This window comes from Phycisphaerales bacterium (assembly GCA_016716475.1).
In the GTDB taxonomy this organism is placed as follows: Bacteria; Planctomycetota; Phycisphaerae; order UBA1845; family Fen-1342; genus JADJWG01.
Window position 1 is genome coordinate 311,786 of sequence record JADJWG010000001.1, and the last position, 18,468, is coordinate 330,253.

Sequence of the window (18,468 nt, forward strand, 5' to 3'; positions counted from 1 at the left end):
GCCAAGGACGGCTTGCGATAACATGCCCTCGTGATGAGAAGAGTTTCCCGGAAGAATACGGTCCTCCTCGTAACGCTTGTCGCGGCAGCGCTGCCCCTTCTGTCGCTGGGCTGTAAGCGCCAGGAGGAGCGACCCCAAGGTGCCACGGGGCCGAATGCCACGACGATGGCTGCCACCGCACCGGCGGCGCCTGATTACACACTCGACGCCGGGTTGGAGGAACGCTACCCCGCAGTCAGCCGTTTCCTGCGGCAGTTCGTCGAAACGTCGCTCGCCGGCGACTACATGGGCTATCGCCGGCTCGTCTCACGCCGCGCGGACCCAGAAAGTCGCAGCCGTTTCGAGCAGGCCCTGGGCGGTCTGCAACGGCTGACCGTCGAGGAGATCGAGCCGCTCCAACACCCTGAGTTGCCGCCGGGAACCCATCGCGTAGTCGTGCGCGTCGAATTCCGCCCTGGTGAGCCGATTGCCCTCCGCCGCGGTGACGAGAATCGGCTTGCAATCCTGGTGTTCGAGGAGGAGGGTGAGCTGCGCATGGTCTTCGCACCCGCCATGCTTCAACCGGAGCGGCAACCCTCGACCGATGAGGCGGACGATGAGTTCCCGACAACGCAGCCGGATTTTCCGTGGGACGATGGATTCGACTACTGAACGCGGACACGGTGCACAGCGTGCCACTCCGCACCCCGGTTTCATCCTCCTCGGCCTTTGGCTCACGCTGCTCGTACAGCCCCAAGCGACGCTGAAAACGGCCGGCGGTTTGCAAAGCCCACCCACTCCACTCTCTGACCATACCACACCATTAGAGCACGAACTGCCGTCCGCCGTGCTCACGCAACTTGAATCCATCGAGGACTTCGCGCTGCACTTCGACCACCCGGGTTTCTACGCGGTTGCCAGATTCGTCCACTCCCATCCGCTCTCCCCGGGCTTTGTTGAACCGCCCACCGAAATCGCTGATTGGCGCCTGCTGCAAGAACAGCCACGCGCCTTTCGCGGTCGCCCGATCACACTCACTGGTATCGTCGCGGCAAACAAAGACCCCTACCGACTCCCTAACATCCCCGAGTTGGGCCTGCTCTCGCAAATCGAGCTGACCGGCCCCAACCAACCGCTTACCGCAACGCTCATTTTCACCCAGCCGGCTACCGACCTCCCACTCGGAGCCACCCTCACCGTCACCGGTTACTTCATCATGGTGCGGCAATATCTCGACAGTGCCGGGCGGCCGCGCCCCGCGCTGCTTCTCGTGGCCCCCGGACCCTCCGCCATCGGCCAACATGTGCCCACGTCCGCGCCACCCCGGCCGTGGGTCTGGCTGATCATCGCGGGCAGCCGGGGGCCTGGTGGCCGCCTGGCTTTGGACCCGGCGTACGGCGCGACTCGAGCGGACGGACTTGCGTACACTCACCGCGCGACGACCGGCCCCCGAGAGCTTGGCCGACGACCTCGCCGACTGGGCGGAGGCACACCCCGTGGAGCACGAGGAAAGGCCACCGCCACGATGATCCTCGATGTGCATTGCCATTACACCTTCTCGCGCCGCGCCGCAACGGCACCAGACCGCTTCAGCTTCGAACCGGAGCGGGTTGAGAATACCGGGGCCGCGGTGACCACCCTGCGTCCCACCGATTTCGACTCCTGCATCTCACCGCGGGCCCTGGCCCGTCCCGCCTGGCGCCTGGTGCGCTGGTGGCAGGGTCTGCCGCCGGCGGGACCGGAGCTGGATGCGCGACTCGCACACGACTTCCACGCACACCTTGATCCAGCAACGGGGCCCATCGACCGCTTTGTACTCCTCGCTTTCGACGCGGCCATCACCGAAACCGGAGAATGTCCTCTGCTGCCGGCCCAGGGAACTCGTTTCGGCAGTGATATCTACTCCTCGAACAGTTTCGTGCGCGCGAGCTGTCGGCGCTTTCCGGACCGTTTCCTCTTCGGCGCCTCCGTCCACCCCTACCGTCCCCACGCGCCAGACCTCATCGATGAAGTCTTTGCCGGTGGTGCGTGCCTGCTGAAGTGGATTCCATCACACCATGGAATCGCGTTCGATGATCCGCGCACCCACGCGGCCATGGAGCGCTGCGCCCACCTCGGCCTGCCGCTGCTCATCCATTGTGGCGAGGAATTCACACTCACCATGCAATACCCGCGTGGCGAGCGCTTCGCCGATTTACGCACCGCGCTGCGCGCTCTGCGCCGCCACGACCGCATGCCGACCACCATCATTGCCCACGTCGGAACGCCCGCCACGCCGTGGGGTCCACGAAGCGATCACCGCCTGCTGCTTGAAGCCCTCGCGGGTGAGTTCGCCGATGCGCCCCTGTATGCCGACATCTCGGCGGCTCTGCTCGTTCGGCAAGGTGGCCTACCTCCGGACACTCCGTCGCCGTCCTGAACTGCACCACAAGCTCTTGTTCGGCTCCGATTTCCCCGTGCCGCCGGGGCTGTTCCGCCTACGGCGGGAACTCGGTCCGGCCTACCGGGAAGTTGTGGCGAATCCTTCGTGGCCACAGCAGACGGCCATCGCGTGTCGGCGGCTTGGGTTCCAGGAGATCGTCATGCAGCGCGCTGCGAAGCTACTGCCGAATGTCGCGGCCTTCGCACCCGCAGCCGGCTCCAAAACACATTGGGGCGCTTGACCGCCGGAAGGCGCGCGTCGAATCTGCGCACCTGCACCGGTACAACGGGTGCAATGCCCCGGCCACCTGTTTCAGGAGCTGCGCGTGAACGAAAACCCGAATGCACCGCGCCTTTCCGACGAGGTCGGCTTCGAGACCCTCTGTGCGCACTTCGCCGAAGACCGCCGCTCCGCGGGTCCGGCGGCTCCACCCCTCATCCAATCTTCCACTTTTGTCTATCCCGATGCGGCTGCGTTCGAAACGCGTGACGACCCCCAACCACCCCACTTTGATTACACGCGCCGAGCGAACCCGACGACAACCGTGCTGGAGCGCAAACTCGCTGCTTTGGAACACGGCGCCTGGGCACGGGTCTGCGCCTCCGGCATGGGCGCAATTACCGCAGCGATCAACTTGCCGCTGAGTCAAGGTGCGCATGTCGTCTGCGTGCACGATTGTTACCTTCCCACAAGGCGGTACCTCACCGATTACCTGCAGCGCTTCGGCGTGACCGCCACCTTCGTCCCCGGCGTGGAGACGGAGGCCTATCTCGCCGCAATGCGCCCGGAAACTCGGTTGCTCTACTTGGAAAGCCCGACTTCCGGGCGGTTCGACGTGCTGGATGTGCCCGCTCTTGCGTCGGCGGCTCGGGCGCGCGGCATCCTCACGATCCACGACAACTCTTGGGCCTCACCCTACTGGCAGAATCCGCTCGAACTCGGCTGCGACCTCGTCGTGCACAGCGCTACGAAGTACATCGGTGGCCACAGCGACGTCGTCGCGGGTGCGGTCATCGGGCGCAACCCTGATCTCGGACGCCGAGTGGCAGTCGAAACAGAATGGCTCGGCGCCACGCCCGATCCATTCGCTGCGTGGCTCCTGCTGCGTGGGCTGCGCACCCTGCCGGTCCGCATGCGTCAGCACCAGGACACCACGCTGCAGGTCGCACACCTGCTGGCCGCCCATCCGGCCGTCGCGGCTGTCCACTACCCCGGACTGCCGGGGCATCCCGGCCACACCCGAGCACGTTCGCAACTGCGCGGCTTCAGCGGTGTGCTCAGCTTCGAACTGCGGGAACAGTCACGCGCCGCCACCCACCGCTTCCTCAATCGTCTGCGGCTGTTCGGCCTGGGGTGCAGTTGGGGCGGCTTTGAAAGTCTCGCCCTTGGCGGTGAGGCGAAGCTGCTTTTCAGCGCGCCCCACGGCCGCGCCCCGTGGCTCATCCGCCTCAGTCTTGGACTTGAAACCACCGCCGACCTGCTCGCCGATCTCGCGCAGGCCCTGGAGGGTTAACCCTACTATGGCACGCAAACAGAAGTCCCGCTCGGTAACCCGTGACCGAACCACGCCCAGTTCGGCCGCGCCGCCACGGCCCGACTTCGAGCATCCGCTCGCCAGCCGCTATGCCTCCCCGGAGATGCTCACAATCTGGAGCCCCGCCCACCGCTACGGGACTTGGCGGCGTATCTGGCTCGCCCTGGCGGAAGCGCAGCGGGAAGCCGGGCTCGCGATCAGTGAACTTCAGATTCGCGCCCTGCGCGCAGCGGTCGACCGGATCGACTACACCGCAGCCGCCGAGTACGAGCGCCGCCTGCGGCACGATGTGATGGCACATATCCATGCCTACGGCGACGCGGCTCCCGCGGCGCGCGGCATCCTGCACCTCGGCGCGACGAGCATGGACGTCGTGGACAATGCCGATCTGCTCCTCTTGCGGGAGGCCCTTGTGCTCCTGCGTCGTCGCCTCGTGCCGGTGCTGGCAGTGCTCGCCGACGTCTGCGAGCAGCATGCCGATCTGCCGACGCTGGGATACACGCACCTCCAACCGGCACAGCTCACGACGGTCGGCAAGCGCGCGGCGCTCTGGTTACAGGATCTCGTCGCCGATGCGCTGCGCTTTGAGGAGCTCGCGAACGGCCTCCGGGCCCGCGGTCTGCGCGGCGCAACCGGTACACAGGCCTCCTTCCTGCGCCTGCTCGGCACGCCGGCCCAAGTTCGCAAGCTGGAGCGCAGCTTTCTTGTGCGGCTCGGCTTCGGCGCGGCCGTGGACCTGTGCGGGCAGACCTACTCGCGCAAAGTCGATGTCGATGTGCTACACGCCTTGTGCTCTTTCGCGGCAGGCGTGCAGAAGATCTGCAACGATCTCCGCCTGTTGGCGATGCTCAAGGAGGTGGAGGAGCCCTTCGAACGCTCACAGGTCGGCAGTTCCGCCATGCCCTACAAGCGCAATCCGATGCGCTGCGAGCGGGCGACGGGCCTCGCGCGGTACCTGGTGAGTCTTGCCACTTCACCGCCGATGACGCTCGCTGCGCAGATGTTCGAGCGCACCCTCGACGATTCGAGTAACAAACGGCTCGTCATGCCGGAGGCCTTCCTCACGGCCGACGCGCTGGCGGTGCTGCTGCACAATATCTGCAACGGGCTGGTGGTCTACCCGGCCATGATCGCGAAGCACGTGGAGGCGGAGCTGCCCTTCATCGCGACCGAGGACATCCTGATGGACGCCGTCGCCCTGGGCGGCGACCGCCAGGAGTTGCACGAGCGCATTCGTGGTCATGCCCAGGCCGCAGGGCAGGAAGTCAAGCAGTACGGACGGCCGAATGACCTCGTCACCCGGCTGCAGGCGGATCCGGCCTTTGACGGCGTGCGGTGGGACCGGCTGCTCGACCCCCGGCGGTATACCGGTCTCGCCGCCCAGCAGACCCGGGACTACCTCCGCAAAGTCGTGCGGCCGCTGTTGAAACGCTGGCAGGGCGACGCAATCGATTCAGTCGAACTGCACGTGTAGGCGGGCACATCGACAGCCACGCAAACGGTACACGGGCCCGGTTAAGGAGTGGCCGGACCCGTTGACGGGGTCGGCTCCCCGCCATCACGCGCGGCTTCGTCGGGTTCCGCCGCACGCGTTTCGGCCTGCTCAATTCCCGCTTCCGCCCACCCGACCCCGCGGCCCGGGTACAGCGGCTCGTATGCCAACTGGTAGTCCGGTCGAGGCATGGCAAGCGAGTCGATCCAGTCCAGCACCACTCGGTAGTTCGGATCATCCGGGCGGCGCGCCACTGGGCGGAAACGCGGCCCACGCCCCACCGGCGGATGCCCATGAATCGTTTCCTCCGGCGGCAGCAGGAAGGAAAGCAGTACACTCTGCTCTGGCAGGTCACGATGGATCAGCGGCCCCTTACTCGTCTCCATCCGGTCGAGTAGGGCGAACACGGCGTACGCATATTGCTCGCCACTGGTCGCGCCCCCAGGAAAGCGAAACTCGCGGGCATGCACCCCGCCGTGACAACCCGAACCCGCGCAACCGCGCGTCAGCATGGGCAGTACGCGGCGGCGAAAGACACGGAACACCTCCGGGTCGTTCACGATCTCGATCCGGTCGGCATACTTGTAGCCCGTTTCTCGCAGGATCAACGCGAATTTTTCCTCCACCGTTCCGCGCGTCAGCACCTCTTCCCACCGGCGATCGAAGTCCGGTCGTAACCGCAACTCTTCCAGCACCTCGATCGCGAGTTCCCGCTGGCGCCCGCTGCGCTTGAATCGTACACGCAATTCCTCGCGACGCAGGTCGCTGCGCAGCTCAAACAGCTTGAGCTTCTGAATGTCCTCGTCCGAGATTGCCGGCGCCGGCGCCAATGGCGTGGCCACCTCCGGCACTGGCTCGCCTTCGGGCTCGGGCAGTTCCTCACCAACCTCGGGCAAACTGGGCGGATCGGACTGCTCAGCCGGACGTGTCACCGGCTGTGTAGCGGGGGGCAGGGGTTGGGTCACCGGTGGCGTGCCGGGTTGCGTCTCCGGGGCAGGCGTCACGGGTACGACCTGCACCACGTCGGCCGGGTCGAACCGCACCTCCCCCGCAGCGTTACGGACCACCACGGCCTCGGCTGTCACCGTCACTTCGCCGCGCAACCGCAGCCCATTCCGCAGATACACGTCCGCCAGGTCGGCCACGGCGAGCGCTGCCGCCGCCAGCACCAGAACACCGGTGACGATCAGTCGGCCAAGTGGGGAAACCGCTCGACGGCGCTGCATGGCAATGACTCCTGGGCCGAAGCGGACCGCGGGGACTACACCTTGCGGTAGTTCGTGCGGGCGACTTCGGTCCCGTCCGCCAGGCGCTCGATCGTGTAGTCACCGAAGAGCGCCGGCGATTCCCGCTGCACCATCCGCAGGATCTTGATGGCCACGCGCCGAATCTCGACCTCCGCGTGCTCGTTGCCGCGGGCTTCAATGAAGTGCCGCAGCGCCCGTCCATTCGCCGTTACGAAGATGCGCGTTTCGGTCGCATTGGGCAGGACACTGCGGGCGGCCTGTCGCGCGAGCTTGCGCCGCAGAGTCTTGTCCGGCTCGGTTGCGAACGTCTCCATGAGCTTCTCGACCAGTTGGCAGTACGCCGCATGGGCCTGCTCCATGCTACCCACCCAGATGCGGTGTAGTTCGGGATCTGCGGCGATGCATTCCGGCTCGACAAAGTCGGTGTCCGACTCATCCACGTAGCGCTGCGAGAGCTGCGAGTAGCCGAAGCCCGCGCGGTGGCGAATCAGTTCGTGGGTGAACGTGCGTGATACACCGGTAATGATGAAATTCCAGACTGCGTGCTCCAGCACCGACCCATGGAACGATTCAATAATATGGCTCAGGTACTCCTGGTTCGACTTGCGGCCCTTGCCGAATGACATGTAGCAGATGCGGCCGGCGGCTTCACACAGCTTCTCGGCCGCCATCTCGGTGTCGGTCTGCCACGTCGTCTCGCAGTCGGCAATGAATGCGTCGAGTCCGGCGGAGTCAACCTCCTGTCGGCCAACGAGGTATACGCGGGGTTCGCGGATGAATTTCATACGCACTCCTCCTGAACCTGGCGCAGGACCGTGGCCGGTATGTACCGACCACGGAGCCACACCCAGCGCCCGGCATTGTAGGGGCACAGGCGCCGCCGCGTAACCCTACCCCCGGAACGACCGCAGCCGCAGCGAGTTCGTCACCACCGACACGCTCGACGCCGCCATCGCCGCGCTCGCCAGCATCGGCGAAAGCAGCCAGCCCGTGAAGGGATAGAGCACGCCGGCCGCTACCGGAATCCCGAGCGCGTTGTACACGAACGCCCAGAACAGGTTCTGCCGAATTGTGCTTAGCGTCGCCCGCGCCAGACGCAACGCCGTCACCACCCCACGCAGGTCAGCTCGGATCAGCGTGAGATCCGCCGCCTCCAGCGCTACGTCCGTGCCTGTTCCAATGGCAATGCCCACGTCCGCCTGGGCCAGCGCCGGCGCATCGTTGATCCCGTCGCCCACCATGCCGACCCGTCGCCCTGCGGCCTGCAACGCCCGCACGGCTTCGACCTTGCCCGCCGGCAGCACCTCGGCCAGCACTTTGTCGATGCCCACCTGTCGCGCGACCGTCTCCGCGGTACCGCGCTGATCCCCCGTGACCATCAGCACTTCAAGCCCCAGCGCGCGCAGCGCCGCTACCGCCTCGGCGGCTTCCGGCCGTAATTCATCCGCCACGATGAGCAGACCCGCAAAGCGCCCGTCGATCGCCACGAACAGCGGCATGCGCCCCAGCTCGGCCTCGCGCGCCGCGCGTGCACCCACCGACTCAGTCGTGACACCCGCATCGGTAAGAAACCGCGCGCTTCCGATCTGTAGACGCCGCCCCGCCACGGTTGCGGATATCCCCCGCCCCGCACGCGCCTCAAAATCCACCGGCTCGTCCAGCGCGAGCTTCTGCTCCTGCGCCGCGGATACAACGGCCGCACCCAGGGGGTGCTCACTGTGGCGTTCTGCCCCGGCGGCCAACCGCAGCAATTCGCGCGGCTCTACCCAATCCGCAGCCAGGGTTCCGACCAGTGCCGGCCGTCCCGTGGTGAGCGTCCCGGTCTTGTCGAGCACGAGCGTATCGAGCCCGCGCGCTGCTTCCAGTGCCGCGCCACTCTTCACCAGAATCCCCTGCTCCGCGCCACGCCCGGTGCCGACGAGAATCGCCGTCGGTGTGGCCAGCCCCAACGCACACGGGCATGCAATGATCAGCACCGACACAAACGCCAACAACGCCATCTGCAGTCGCGTATCACCCGTACCCACCAGCATCCACGTTACGAACGCCAACATCGCGATGCCGATCACGATCGGCGTGAAGATGCCGCTGACCACGTCGGCCAGCCGCGCGATCGGGGCCTTGTGCCCCTGCGCCTCCCGCACCAGCCGCACGATCTGCTGGAGCGCAGTGTTCTGCCCGACTTTCGTTGCGCGGTAGCGCAATGCGCCGACCGTGTTCAGTGTTCCGCCAAAGACCTCATCGCCAACTTGTTTCTCGACCGGCAGACTCTCACCCGTCAGCAGGGATTCGTCCAACGCCGAGTTCCCCGCTTCCACGACACCGTCAACCGCAACCTTCTCCCCCGGCCGCACCAGCAGTAGATCCCCGACCACAACCGCCGTGATCGGCACATCTTGTTCCTGGCCGGCGCGCAGCACCCGTGCCGTCCGCGGCTGAAGGTCCATCAGTCGGCGTATCGCCGCCCCGGTCCTACCACGGGCGCGGGCCTCCAGCAGCCGGCCGAGCAGCACCAGCGTGATGATCACCGCCGCCGCTTCGAAATACACCGGTGCCTCCTGACCGTGCGCTGCTCCCTCCGCAGCGTGCCCCACGAACAGCCCCGGCCAGAGCACGGCCGCAACCGAATAGGTGTAAGCCGTTCCCGTACCCAGCGCAATCAGCGTATTCATGTCCGCTGCACCGTGCCGCAACGCACGCCAGGCCCGCACGAAGAACCCCGCGCCACAATACGCCACGACCGGTGTCGTGAGGACGAATTGGACCCACGGGTTCCACCACGCCTGCAAGAGAGGAATCTGTCCGTGCGACATCGCGAGCACGAATACGGGCAGCGCCAACACTCCCGCCAGCATGCAGCGGCGGCGCAGGTCGCGGAACTCGCGCTCACGTTCCGCCTCCAGTGTTTCGGCCGGGTCGGTCACGGAATCTTCACGCTGCCCCCCGACCGTTGAATCCAATTCCGTTTTCACAGCGCTCGTCGCTTGCGGCCGAATCACGCCATATCCCAGCGCTGCGACCACGTCGCCGAGTTGGTTCACGTCGGTCTCATGAACGTCAAACTCGATCGTGGCCTGCTCGGTGGCGAAATTGACGACTGCTTCCCGCACGCCGGCTGCCACTCGCAAACCGCGCTCGATGCGCGCCGCGCACGCGGCGCAAGTCATTCCCGTGACCAGCAGCTCGAGTCGCATCGTTCTCGGCCGAGCAGTGCCGGCGACAAGACCGACTTGCCCTGATTCGTCTGTTGCTTTTCCCATGGATCCAATCATCCGAATGCTGTGCGCCCCGACCGTAGCCACTCGATAACCCTGCGCCACCGTGCCGTGCTGGGCCCCGGACCCCTCGGCCTTCCGGTTCGCGCTCGTTCTGCAATTCAGCGCGCCATACGCGCCAGCAGCGCTAGTAGCTCCGCCGTCATCGCCGCGGCCTCGTCCGGACCCTTCTTCAGCGCCGCATGCGCACAATGCCGTACGTGGTTTTGTAGCAGCCCTTGGGCAACTGCGTGCAACGAGGCGCGCACGGCCGTCACCTGGGTGATGATGTCGGCACAGTAGCGATCCTCCTCGATCATCCGGATGATGCCGCGGACCTGTCCCTCGGCCCGCCGCAGGCGCACGAGGTTCGCGGCCTTGATGCCCGGATCGACGCCGACGGCCTTGCGCGCCCCCCCCGCCCCCTCCGCGATCGCACAGCCGCACGCGGGCACAGAAAGGGCCGCCTGCGTTTCTTTCGGGGGCATCTCGAACTCCTGGCACTCGTGACTTTCAAAACCGCGCACGACTCAGTCCCGCGCCACCACGTGGGCCGGATAGCCCGCCGTGGCAACCGCTTCGGCGGCCAACGTAGCCGTACGTTCATCCGGCACGCCGATCTCCGCATTCCCAACTCGCACGTTGCGCACCACGACCTGCGGGACCGCCTCGAGCGTCCTGGTCACCTGTCGCACACAGTGCTCACACGACATCCCTTCGATCACCAAATTGGCATTCATCATCACATCCATCTCGGCCTCCTCCGGATTATACCCCCATAGGGTATATAGTCCAGTCCGCCCACGGCGCGTCACACCGCCCTCGTCCACACACGCCGGGGCGACCCGTGCACCGGCCGCGCTGCGGCATGCACACCTGATCCGCACCCGGCCGTCCACCGCTTGCAGCCGGGCCGGGCCGCGGTATTGTCCGGTGTTTTCGCGGTCGGGACCGGGAACTTGTGCCACCGCGATCCGCGCGAGGATTGGTGCCATGCGGACCGTAAGCGTCAAGTTCACCCGGCGCAGTGTCGTCATCGATCTGAGCTGGGGCGTCGCACTGCGTGCAGCGCTCTGCATCGCGCTGACCACGCTGGCCGTGTTTCTGCCGATTCCCGGTCTGGACGCTGCGGCGGCACGCACATGCTTCGTGATCTTTGTAGCAGCGGCCACTCTGTGGGTCACGGAGTTGATCCCCGCATTCGCCACGTCCATCGTGGTGATCGTGCTGTCCGTCTACCTGCTCGGCAGCCCGGCGGATCCGGGGGAGGGGCAAGTTCCCACCTGGCAGAACTTCATCAACCCCGTCGCGAGCCCCGTCCTGGTGCTCTTCTTCGGCGGCTTCATCCTCGCGCAGGCGGCCACGAAACACGGGTTCGATATCCGTCTCGCGCGCGCCTTCATCACCCCGTTCGGCACGCGCCCCGCCTCCCTCCTGCTGGGTGTCATCCTCACGACCGGTCTGTTCTCGATGTTCATGTCGAACACGGCCACGGCCGCGATGATGCTCGCCATCGTCGCGCCGCTGCTCGGACATCTCGAACGTGAGTCACCGGTGCGCAAGATGCTCGTGCTCGCGGTACCTTTCGCCGCCAACATCGGGGGCATGGGCACCCTGATCGGCACGCCGCCGAACGCCGTCGCGGCCAGTGTGCTCCAGCAACTCGGCCCGGAGTACACCATCACCTTCCTGGGGTGGATGCTGTTCGGCTTCCCCCTCGCGGCGATCCTGCTGCTGCTGCTCTGGGGCACCCTGCTGCTGATCTTCCGTCCGGGTGCCATAGCCGTCGAGATCACTTTCCCCGCCACGCTTGAAGTGACCCCGGCTCTCGCGATTGTGGTGACCACCTTCACCGCCACGATCCTGCTCTGGCTCACGCAGCCGCTGCACGGCATCCCGGCCGCGGTCGTCGCGCTGCTGCCTGTCGCGGTGTTCCCCGCCTTCAACATCATCAACCGTGAGGATCTCAAGAAGCTGGATTGGGACGTCATCATCCTGGTCGCCGGCGGCCTGACCCTCGGCGTCGCCATGCACGAATCCGGTCTCTCCCGCGTGCTCGTCGAGCAGATTCCCTTCCACCTGCTGCCGATCTTCCTCGTCCTGCTGCTGCTGTGCGGCGTCGCGCTGGTGCTGTCGAACTTCATGAGCAACACCTCGGCCGCCAACCTGCTCATCCCGATTGCAACTTCAATCACCATGCTGTCGCCACAACTCGGCGCCGTCGCCGTGGCGCTGGGCTGCACCCTCGCGATGAGTCTGCCTATCAGCACGCCACCCAACGCCATCGCCTTCGCCACGCGCACGGTCTCCACGCGCGACATGGTGCTGGTAGGGACCTTGATCTCAGCGATTGGCCTCGCCGTCCTGATGGCCGCACTCGCGGTCGTCAGTCCCTGGCTCCCGCGCCCGGCGTGATCGGCGGCCCAGACACAGGCAGTCCGCCGGCTCACTATGGCAGTGTCAATCGGCCCGCACGGGAGTGGATGGGAATCGAACCCACCAGGGATCGCGGGTGCGACCCCTCAACGGCTTTGAAGGCCGCGGTGCCCACCAGGCGCACGGACACTCCCAGCAACCGGCCACCGCCGCCCGCACGGGCGCGGCCCGCATGCCGGCCACACTCCCAGCGTAGACCCCCCGCCCCGCGCTGACAAGCACAACTCCAGCTCGCACTTACAGGCGCGCCCGCTCGCGCCACACCGCCGGCCCGCCGATCAGGTTCTGAACGTTCTGCTCCACCACCACCGGCCGCCCATCCCGCGGCAGTTTCGGCACGACGAAAAGGCCGTACGGGGTCACCGGCACGCGGCCGCCGCCCGGCCCCATCCCCGACGTCTGGTAGGACCGCTTGTCAATCCGCACGCGTACCACGGCCTCCAGTTCCTCGACACTCACCAGCACAAGACCGTTCGCGTTCCAGCCGGCCCCGTCGAAACACGCCAGCACCGTGCACCGGCCAAAGTCCACTTCCGGCACGAGTGGGTGTTCCAGGTGATCCCGCGGGCTGGTATCGGGCAGGGCACGGCGCCAGAGCGCTACCCACGCGTCGTGGGCATCGATCCGCAGCGTGGCGCGCTCCGTGACGTTGCACTGGGGGCCACTCCATGCCACGAGCGCCGCCGGTGCAATGACCGGTTGTGTTGCAGGCGGTTCACCGTTCCCACCGGCCGCCCAAGCCGCGACCAGCGCCATGGCGCCGATTCGAGCGGTATAGGAGGCGCGACAATGCCTGCGAGGCGTGTGGTGAGTGGGGCGACTCATACGGGGGCTCCTTCCTTGTGCCCGGCCGGGTCGAGTATGGGCGCGCCACGGCCGTCCCGGCGCAACGGGCTGGTAACAACGCTGCGGACCGCACCCCTTCAGAACTCCGTACCGCACTCCGGGCAACGACGCTCCGGCAACTTCCATAGCAGGTAATCGCACTTCCGGCAGCGTGGCTCCTCCACCTCGATGCGGAAGCCAAGGCCACAGGCGCTGCAGCGGCTGTCGCCCGTGCTGACGTGCTGCGGTGCCGTGCAGCGTGGGCAGATCAAGTCCAGTTCCGCAGGCACCGTCGCCAACTGGTCGCCACGCTCAACCCGCCGCAACCGCAGCAGGATGAGCAACGCAATCGCGCCGGTCGCATTGATCACCCCGAGCGAACCCGCGATGCGAAACGGCAGCTCCTCGACCGTCTCCGTCACGATCATGAGCGCAATGAATCCGAGCAGCAGCCACGCCGCCGCACCGGTCGCAATCCGCAACACCCCCGTCAAGCCGCCGTGCGGCACGCGTACCAGCAGGCAGGTTTCAGCCAGCGTGAACGCGGTCAGGCACACGATCGCCGTCAGTTTCGCAAACCAGATCGCATCGACGTCCTCACCCCAGATGCACGTGATCGACAACGCCGCCGCCAAGCCCGCCGCCACCAGCGCTGCTACCCCAAGCTGGCGGTCGCGCCCCTGGTCGACCAGCGTCGCCCCAGGGATCGCTACGATGTACGCCGCTACCAGGAGCAGTGTCGTGCCGGCCGCCTGAAACGACCGCTCCCAACTGGCATACGGCCACCACAGACATCCGATGTAAAGCGCAAATGCCGCAGCGAACAAGCCCAACGCAAGACGATTCAGCGCCGGCCAGAGATTCCGCTCCAGCCCGGCGGCACACGCCAACGCGAGCCCGCTATGTACCGCGAGCGCAAGGAGCGTGCCCAGCACCCGCCCGGTGAAGTCGTTGAATTCACCCAGCAGCAGCAGGAAAACTGCCAGCAGCGCACAACTTGCCAGCGACCAGACAAGGCCCTTCAGGAAGAACCTCTTCAGCCGTACGGCCGGCGCATCGTCACTTCCGGCGGATTTGATGACCATCCTCACGCACCTCCACCGATGACCCGCAACATCGACCCGGCGGAATGGACAGCCCGCCCCGCCGCTGTTGACCGCGATCCCGGTAAGCAAAGCCACTCCTGCCTGGACCCCGGCAGCACCTTACCCGGCATGATCGCTTATCCTCCCGGCACCCACATCGTGACCACCAGTGCGTTATACACCGCGTGCGCCCCGGCTGCGATACCCAACCCGCGCACCGCATACAGCCAGCCGAAATACACCCCCGCTACCAGCCGGAACCAGAACGCACGCCAAGTGAATACGTCCACCCCTATCGGATCGAAGTGGCACCACGCGAAGACCAGTGCTCCCAAACCCACCGCGCCCATCAGCGCTACCTGCCTTGGCAACCCTACGACCTGCAACAGCAACCACGCCAGGAACGTCAGCAGCAGCAACCGGAATACGAATTCCTCGTAGAGTGCCGCCCCGAGACCCTGCACGAGCCGCGCCGACCACACCGTCAGACTGCTTTCTGACCCGGGCCCCAGCAGTGCGCTCCACGCCAGGAGCGGCACCGCCAGCAGCGCACTCTCGAGCGCCATCCACGGCAGCGCCCACCACCGCACCTGCCATCGATCTCCCCGCACGATGTGCTCACACAGCAGCACTGCGACCAGCACTGCCGCCGGCAGCCACGCCCCCACCAGCCCCACCCAGGCCAGCACCCGGTTCACCAGTGTGTGCGCTAGCAGTGTCCCCGTTGCTCCGCCCATCATCTGCCCGGCCGTCACTTCATAGAGCAGCACCCATGGCAGCAGGAAAACCAGCGCGTGCAAAGGCCGCCAGGTCGACCGGATGTAAAACCGCCACCGCGCGCGTGCGGCAGACCCCGTCAGCAGCAGTGCCACGAATCGTCGCGCCGTGCCCATCCCCCCTATCCTACGCCCGATCGGCCCGGCAGACACCCGGTGCCCCCGCGGTCCGGCATACCCCGCAGGGTACGGCGCATCGTGTGGGACGCTCGAACGGTGTTAACCGCGCGAAGCGCGCCGTCCGCCACCCGCCGAGCGCCGTTCCAGGTTCTGCTGCCGCGCCGCATCCTCGTCGGTCGGCCCGACCAGCGAGGGCTTGAGCTCGAGCCGGTCGATGAAAATGTAGAAGCGGTCAAACCACTTCTTATCCAGCACGCCGAAGCACTCGGCCAACTCCGCTTCGAGCTCCGTCTTGGTCATTGCCTCTTCGCGGCCAAAAACGCGCTGCACATACTTCGCGAGTTGCGGACGGTGCTCCCGGTAGAGGTAGTACACCATGATCCAGCCGAGCGGGTACGACGCTCCTTCACCCCAGCCACCGGCACCGCGCCAATACGCGTTGTCGATCAGGAACAACTTCCACATTTCGGGGGTCAGGGGCTCCCAACCAAACATCTGCCGCAACTGGAACAGCCGCTCGTGATTCATCGCCCCGAGACTGGCCCCGCCACCGCCCGGCGGCACCTCGAACATCATGGTTGTGCCTTCGACCAGCCAGATCGGGATGCTCGCTTCGCGCTTCAGACCGTCCCGGGGGAACAGGCCGATATTGAAGTGAATGTGATGACCGATCTCGTGCTGGACGGTGCCCTGGTTGCCGTACTCGACGTAGCGCCGAATGCGGTTCTGCACATACTGTCGCTCGCGCCACGGAATCTGTGGATTCTTGAATTGCTCCACAAGCGGGGCGATGAATGGCCACGTCATCAGATCGTAAAAGTGCGAACGGTTCCATTCGGGGTTGTAGTAACCCAGGACACCCGGCGAAACCGGGCTGCCGCGCGACATCGAGTACGACTCAAACTCCTTGTAGGTGCCGAAGAAGTAGATTTCCAGCTTCGACTCCGGCTGGTGCACCGGCAGTTCCAGCATCGACATGTACCGCGCGTTCCAGCGCCACACCGTGTTCAGCCGCCCCAGGAGCTGCCGCGCCGAATCCCGTGCCCCGGTGTACAGCATCACGTAGTACTCATTCACGAGCAGGTTATCCTGCTGCTCGATTGGAACGCCTTCTTTCCACGTATAACCCGCCTTCAGCATCATGTCGCGGACCGAATCTTCATCGACCGGCAACGGCGCCAGCAGGTCGCGCGGGTCGCGCGCCCCCTCACTCTCGTCCACCAGCGCAACGATGCCGGAGAGAATCTCTTCGATCTCCTCGTCGGTAATCGCACGCGCCCGCTCCGCCGCACCCGTTGACGCGCCCGCCGGGTCACGGGTCACGACGGTCCGATCCGGCCGGTGGACCTGGCCCAGCGGCACCAGTTCCGCGATCTCGTTCGCCTTCACAATGACCATGATGCCATGCTTCGTGGTCACTTCGAGCGTGCCGTCCTGGCGTTCTGTGACGTTCCCCTCGACAATCCGACCGCTATGCAGGCGGATGCGGTAGTCCCCTTCCTTGCTCTGGGCAAATACCACCATCGGCATGCACAGCATCAGTGCCACAACCAAGGCCATCCGCCCGCCGCCCCAGAGCATCCATTTCATCGTTGCACCTGTCGCATCGAACTGCTGATTCTTCGTGAAACACGCCACCTCCAGATCCGGATGCGGACCTGGGATAGCTTCGTATATCATTATTGCGGTGTTTGCTCCGCATGCAACCAAAATCGCACAACGGTTCCGCGACTGACGGCACCCGCCTGCCCCGACCGAGCTGCCTGTGACCGAGTCCTCCACAGATCGTGCCATGATCCCACCGCCCGGCGCGCACATGCCTGGCGAGCGGGCCCTCGTCCAAGCCCTCCGCGACCTCCTCTATTCAGGGACACCCGCCCAGACGGCGTCCGAGATCCCCTTTGGCGACGATATGGCCCAGATCTGTGCTCAGCCCATGCTCCTGGCCACCGTCGATACCGTGATGGATGGGGTCGACTTCGACACCCGTATCCACCCCTGGCAGCTCATCGGTCGCAAGGCGCTCGCCGTGAACCTCAGCGATTGTGCCGCCATGGCCGTGCGTCCCGTCGCCGCCCTCTGCTCCGTCGCCCTGCCGCGCGACCTGCCCCCGGGGTCCTTTCTCGATCTGCACCGCGGAATCGCCGACCTTGGTCACGAGTTCGGCTGTGCTATCGTCGGTGGTGACACTAACAGTTGGACCCACCCCGCGGTCATCAGCATCACAGTCTTCGCAACCCCATGGGACGATGTTTCACCCGTGCGCCGCAATGGCGCGCGCCCCGGCGATCTGCTCTGGGTCAGCGGCCCACTCGGGGGCTCGATCCTGGGTCGGCATCTCACCTTCGAGCCGCGTGTCACCCTGGCCGCTGAGCTCGCCCGCTACCTGCACCCGACCGCCATGATGGACATCAGCGACGGCCTCGCCATCGACCTCGGCCGACTACTCGAAGCTTCCGGCTGCGGCGCCGAATTGGTGGCCACCGAACTCGACTGTGCCCTACATGCAGATGCCCACACACTCGCAGCACAGGATCATCGAACACCGCGCGAACACGCCCTGCACGACGGCGAGGACTTCGAACTGCTGCTGGCCCTGCCTCCCACTGCAGATTCAGATTCCTGTCGAGCACTGGGACTACTCCCCATCGGCCGGTGCGTGACTGGGAAGGGCATCCAACTCATCGAACACGATGGCCGCGCCACACCCGTCGCTGAAATGGGCTGGGAGCATTTCCGGTGACCGTGGATCAGGCATGGAGCTTGGTCTTGCCCAACCCCGGCGCCACCCTGCGCCTGGGACGTCTCATCGGTGAGTTGTTGCAACCCGGTGACGTCCTCGCCCTCACCGGCCTGCTGGGTTCCGGCAAGACACACCTGATCAAGGGCGTTGCCGCAGGCATTCGGGTCCCGTCCGACGAGCCGATCGCAAGTCCAACTTATGTCCTGGTACACGAATACCTCGGACGACTCCGGCTGTACCACTTGGACGCCTACCGACTCAGTGGGGCCGACGAACTGGTCGCACTTGGTTTCGAAGACCTGCGGGAGGATCCGCTCGGTGCGGTTGCAATCGAGTGGGCCGATCGCGTGCCCGAACTGATCCCGCCCGAGGCCTGCCGCATCGCGCTGGGGCACATGCCCGACCGCACCCGTCAGGCGGTTGTGGCTTGGCCTGATGCTCGTCGGCTTACCGAGCTGTGCGCGGGGTGGGAACTTACACAGTCGTAGCAGCCCACCCGTCCCCCGACCCACGAGTCGCTCCGCAGCCGGTTGACAGGTCACCTTGCTCAGTCAA

16 protein-coding genes and 1 tRNA gene are annotated in these 18,468 nt (G+C 65.9%); 7 read left to right on the top strand and 10 right to left on the bottom strand.

What is annotated here, in order from left to right; genetic code table 11:
- Positions 1 to 33 precede the first annotated feature (33 nt).
- The 4 genes from IPM18_01370 (at position 34) to IPM18_01385 (ending at position 5,409) form a co-directional block, all read left to right on the top strand.
- Positions 34 to 651 carry a hypothetical protein gene (locus tag IPM18_01370; protein MBK9118241.1) on the top strand — a complete coding sequence of 206 codons (618 nt, stop codon included), beginning with the start codon at positions 34 to 36 and terminating at the stop codon, positions 649 to 651.
- The gene (locus IPM18_01375; GenBank protein MBK9118242.1) at positions 596 to 2,398 is read left to right on the top strand and encodes a hypothetical protein; all 1,803 of its coding nucleotides are present in this window, start codon (positions 596 to 598) and stop codon (positions 2,396 to 2,398) included. Before IPM18_01370 ends, IPM18_01375 begins: the two co-directional genes overlap by 56 nt.
- 328 nt (positions 2,399 to 2,726) lie before the next feature.
- The gene (locus IPM18_01380; GenBank protein MBK9118243.1) at positions 2,727 to 3,914 is read left to right on the top strand and encodes an aminotransferase class I/II-fold pyridoxal phosphate-dependent enzyme; all 1,188 of its coding nucleotides are present in this window, start codon (positions 2,727 to 2,729) and stop codon (positions 3,912 to 3,914) included.
- A 7-nt stretch (positions 3,915 to 3,921) separates the two neighbouring features.
- On the top strand, positions 3,922 to 5,409 hold the full coding sequence (locus tag IPM18_01385; GenBank protein MBK9118244.1) for an adenylosuccinate lyase: 1,488 nt from the start codon (positions 3,922 to 3,924) through the stop codon (positions 5,407 to 5,409).
- A 41-nt stretch (positions 5,410 to 5,450) separates the two neighbouring features.
- Here the strand turns inward: IPM18_01385 and IPM18_01390 are convergent, their stop codons facing one another.
- The 5 genes from IPM18_01390 to IPM18_01410 form a co-directional block, all read right to left on the bottom strand.
- Positions 5,451 to 6,653: a hypothetical protein gene (locus tag IPM18_01390; GenBank protein MBK9118245.1), complete on the bottom strand. Its 1,203-nt coding sequence runs from the start codon at positions 6,651 to 6,653 to the stop codon at positions 5,451 to 5,453.
- Between the two features lie 35 nt (positions 6,654 to 6,688).
- Positions 6,689 to 7,459 carry an FAD-dependent thymidylate synthase gene (gene thyX / locus IPM18_01395; protein ID MBK9118246.1) on the bottom strand — a complete coding sequence of 257 codons (771 nt, stop codon included), beginning with the start codon at positions 7,457 to 7,459 and terminating at the stop codon, positions 6,689 to 6,691.
- Between the two features lie 105 nt (positions 7,460 to 7,564).
- On the bottom strand, positions 7,565 to 9,868 hold the full coding sequence (locus IPM18_01400) for a copper-translocating P-type ATPase (GenBank protein MBK9118247.1): 2,304 nt from the start codon (positions 9,866 to 9,868) through the stop codon (positions 7,565 to 7,567).
- Positions 9,869 to 10,050: 182 nt separating this feature from the next.
- The gene (locus IPM18_01405) at positions 10,051 to 10,416 is read right to left on the bottom strand and encodes a metal-sensitive transcriptional regulator (protein ID MBK9118248.1); all 366 of its coding nucleotides are present in this window, start codon (positions 10,414 to 10,416) and stop codon (positions 10,051 to 10,053) included.
- Between the two features lie 42 nt (positions 10,417 to 10,458).
- Positions 10,459 to 10,923 (bottom strand): heavy-metal-associated domain-containing protein, encoded by a 465-nt coding sequence (locus IPM18_01410; GenBank protein ID MBK9118249.1) that lies wholly within the window; start codon positions 10,921 to 10,923, stop codon positions 10,459 to 10,461.
- Here IPM18_01410 and IPM18_01415 point away from each other — a divergent pair.
- Complete coding sequence (locus IPM18_01415; protein ID MBK9118250.1) at positions 10,922 to 12,343, top strand: DASS family sodium-coupled anion symporter; 1,422 nt, start codon at positions 10,922 to 10,924, stop codon at positions 12,341 to 12,343. The two genes, IPM18_01410 and IPM18_01415, sit on opposite strands and share 2 nt — an antisense overlap.
- Positions 12,344 to 12,402: 59 nt before the next feature.
- On the opposite strand, the gene IPM18_01420 is transcribed toward IPM18_01415, so the two are convergent.
- The 5 genes from IPM18_01420 to IPM18_01440 form a co-directional block, all read right to left on the bottom strand.
- Positions 12,403 to 12,498 (bottom strand) — tRNA-Sec (locus IPM18_01420).
- 103 nt (positions 12,499 to 12,601) lie between these two features.
- Complete coding sequence (locus IPM18_01425) at positions 12,602 to 13,189, bottom strand: hypothetical protein (GenBank protein ID MBK9118251.1); 588 nt, start codon at positions 13,187 to 13,189, stop codon at positions 12,602 to 12,604.
- A gap of 98 nt (positions 13,190 to 13,287) precedes the next feature.
- Positions 13,288 to 14,274: a hypothetical protein gene (locus IPM18_01430; GenBank protein ID MBK9118252.1), complete on the bottom strand. Its 987-nt coding sequence runs from the start codon at positions 14,272 to 14,274 to the stop codon at positions 13,288 to 13,290.
- Positions 14,275 to 14,411: 137 nt separating this feature from the next.
- Positions 14,412 to 15,167 (bottom strand): CPBP family intramembrane metalloprotease, encoded by a 756-nt coding sequence (locus IPM18_01435; protein MBK9118253.1) that lies wholly within the window; start codon positions 15,165 to 15,167, stop codon positions 14,412 to 14,414.
- 102 nt (positions 15,168 to 15,269) lie between these two features.
- On the bottom strand, positions 15,270 to 16,760 hold the full coding sequence (locus IPM18_01440; GenBank protein MBK9118254.1) for a DUF1570 domain-containing protein: 1,491 nt from the start codon (positions 16,758 to 16,760) through the stop codon (positions 15,270 to 15,272).
- Between the two features lie 202 nt (positions 16,761 to 16,962).
- Here IPM18_01440 and thiL point away from each other — a divergent pair, with 202 nt between their 5' ends.
- Both thiL and tsaE read left to right on the top strand, forming a co-directional pair.
- Complete coding sequence (thiL, locus tag IPM18_01445) at positions 16,963 to 17,913, top strand: thiamine-phosphate kinase (GenBank protein ID MBK9118255.1); 951 nt, start codon at positions 16,963 to 16,965, stop codon at positions 17,911 to 17,913.
- The gene (gene tsaE / locus IPM18_01450) at positions 17,910 to 18,401 is read left to right on the top strand and encodes a tRNA (adenosine(37)-N6)-threonylcarbamoyltransferase complex ATPase subunit type 1 TsaE (GenBank protein MBK9118256.1); all 492 of its coding nucleotides are present in this window, start codon (positions 17,910 to 17,912) and stop codon (positions 18,399 to 18,401) included. Before thiL ends, tsaE begins: the two co-directional genes overlap by 4 nt.
- Positions 18,402 to 18,468 lie beyond the last annotated feature (67 nt).

Bases quoted from the DNA above. Each gene is read 5' to 3' on its own strand.
- IPM18_01435 (MBK9118253.1), bottom strand. From the start codon at position 15,167: ATGGGCACGGCGCGACGATTCGTGGCACTGCTGCTGACGGGGTCTGCC.
- IPM18_01410 (MBK9118249.1), bottom strand. From the start codon at position 10,923: ATGGCACCAATCCTCGCGCGGATCGCGGTGGCACAAGTTCCCGGTCCC.
- IPM18_01440 (MBK9118254.1), bottom strand. From the start codon at position 16,760: ATGAAATGGATGCTCTGGGGCGGCGGGCGGATGGCCTTGGTTGTGGCA.
- IPM18_01400 (MBK9118247.1), bottom strand. From the start codon at position 9,868: ATGCGACTCGAGCTGCTGGTCACGGGAATGACTTGCGCCGCGTGCGCG.
- IPM18_01390 (MBK9118245.1), bottom strand. From the start codon at position 6,653: ATGCAGCGCCGTCGAGCGGTTTCCCCACTTGGCCGACTGATCGTCACC.
- IPM18_01430 (MBK9118252.1), bottom strand. From the start codon at position 14,274: ATGGTCATCAAATCCGCCGGAAGTGACGATGCGCCGGCCGTACGGCTG.
- IPM18_01405 (MBK9118248.1), bottom strand. From the start codon at position 10,416: ATGCCCCCGAAAGAAACGCAGGCGGCCCTTTCTGTGCCCGCGTGCGGC.
- IPM18_01375 (MBK9118242.1), top strand. From the start codon at position 596: ATGAGTTCCCGACAACGCAGCCGGATTTTCCGTGGGACGATGGATTCG.
- thyX (MBK9118246.1), bottom strand. From the start codon at position 7,459: ATGAAATTCATCCGCGAACCCCGCGTATACCTCGTTGGCCGACAGGAG.
- IPM18_01415 (MBK9118250.1), top strand. From the start codon at position 10,922: ATGCGGACCGTAAGCGTCAAGTTCACCCGGCGCAGTGTCGTCATCGAT.
- IPM18_01425 (MBK9118251.1), bottom strand. From the start codon at position 13,189: ATGAGTCGCCCCACTCACCACACGCCTCGCAGGCATTGTCGCGCCTCC.
- IPM18_01370 (MBK9118241.1), top strand. From the start codon at position 34: ATGAGAAGAGTTTCCCGGAAGAATACGGTCCTCCTCGTAACGCTTGTC.
- thiL (MBK9118255.1), top strand. From the start codon at position 16,963: ATGATCCCACCGCCCGGCGCGCACATGCCTGGCGAGCGGGCCCTCGTC.
- IPM18_01385 (MBK9118244.1), top strand. From the start codon at position 3,922: ATGGCACGCAAACAGAAGTCCCGCTCGGTAACCCGTGACCGAACCACG.